This is a genomic window from Faecalibacterium sp. DFI.5.82, from assembly GCF_029076575.1.
Lineage (GTDB): Bacteria > Bacillota > Clostridia > Oscillospirales > Ruminococcaceae > Faecalibacterium > Faecalibacterium duncaniae.
This window is the reverse complement of sequence record NZ_JARFIS010000648.1, coordinates 1-304: the sequence shown is the minus strand read 5'-3', so window position 1 is coordinate 304 and position 304 is coordinate 1. Positions and strand designations below refer to the sequence as shown.

General features: G+C 50.7%; 1 protein-coding gene. It reads right to left on the bottom strand.

Features of this window, described 5'->3' with window-relative positions; translation table 11 throughout:
- Positions 1-62: 62 nt before the first annotated feature.
- The coding region (locus P0G09_RS18265; protein WP_275253376.1) for a hypothetical protein at positions 63-304 on the bottom strand (242 nt) is incomplete at its 5' end.

Here is a 304-nt window from a genome sequence, read left to right as displayed (position 1 = left end):
GTGGTGCCGAGAGCGGTCGCCAGATAGTCCAGCTCGTAGTCAGCGACGACTCGGCACCACCATCAACCACCTGCTCGGGAAAGAATGAGAAAACCGCACGGCAGCGACGCCGTGCGGCTTTTTTTGTGGAAAAACGCGGGAAAATGTTGAAAATCTGCCGAATTATGCTTGACATTATAGAGCAACTGCTCTATAATATAATCACAGGCAAGGGATAGCCGAGTACAGAAAGAAAGGAGAACAAAACCGCGGAAAGGAGGCAAAGCCGTGGATGCTGAGCAGATGAAAAAAACTGCTCGAGCTG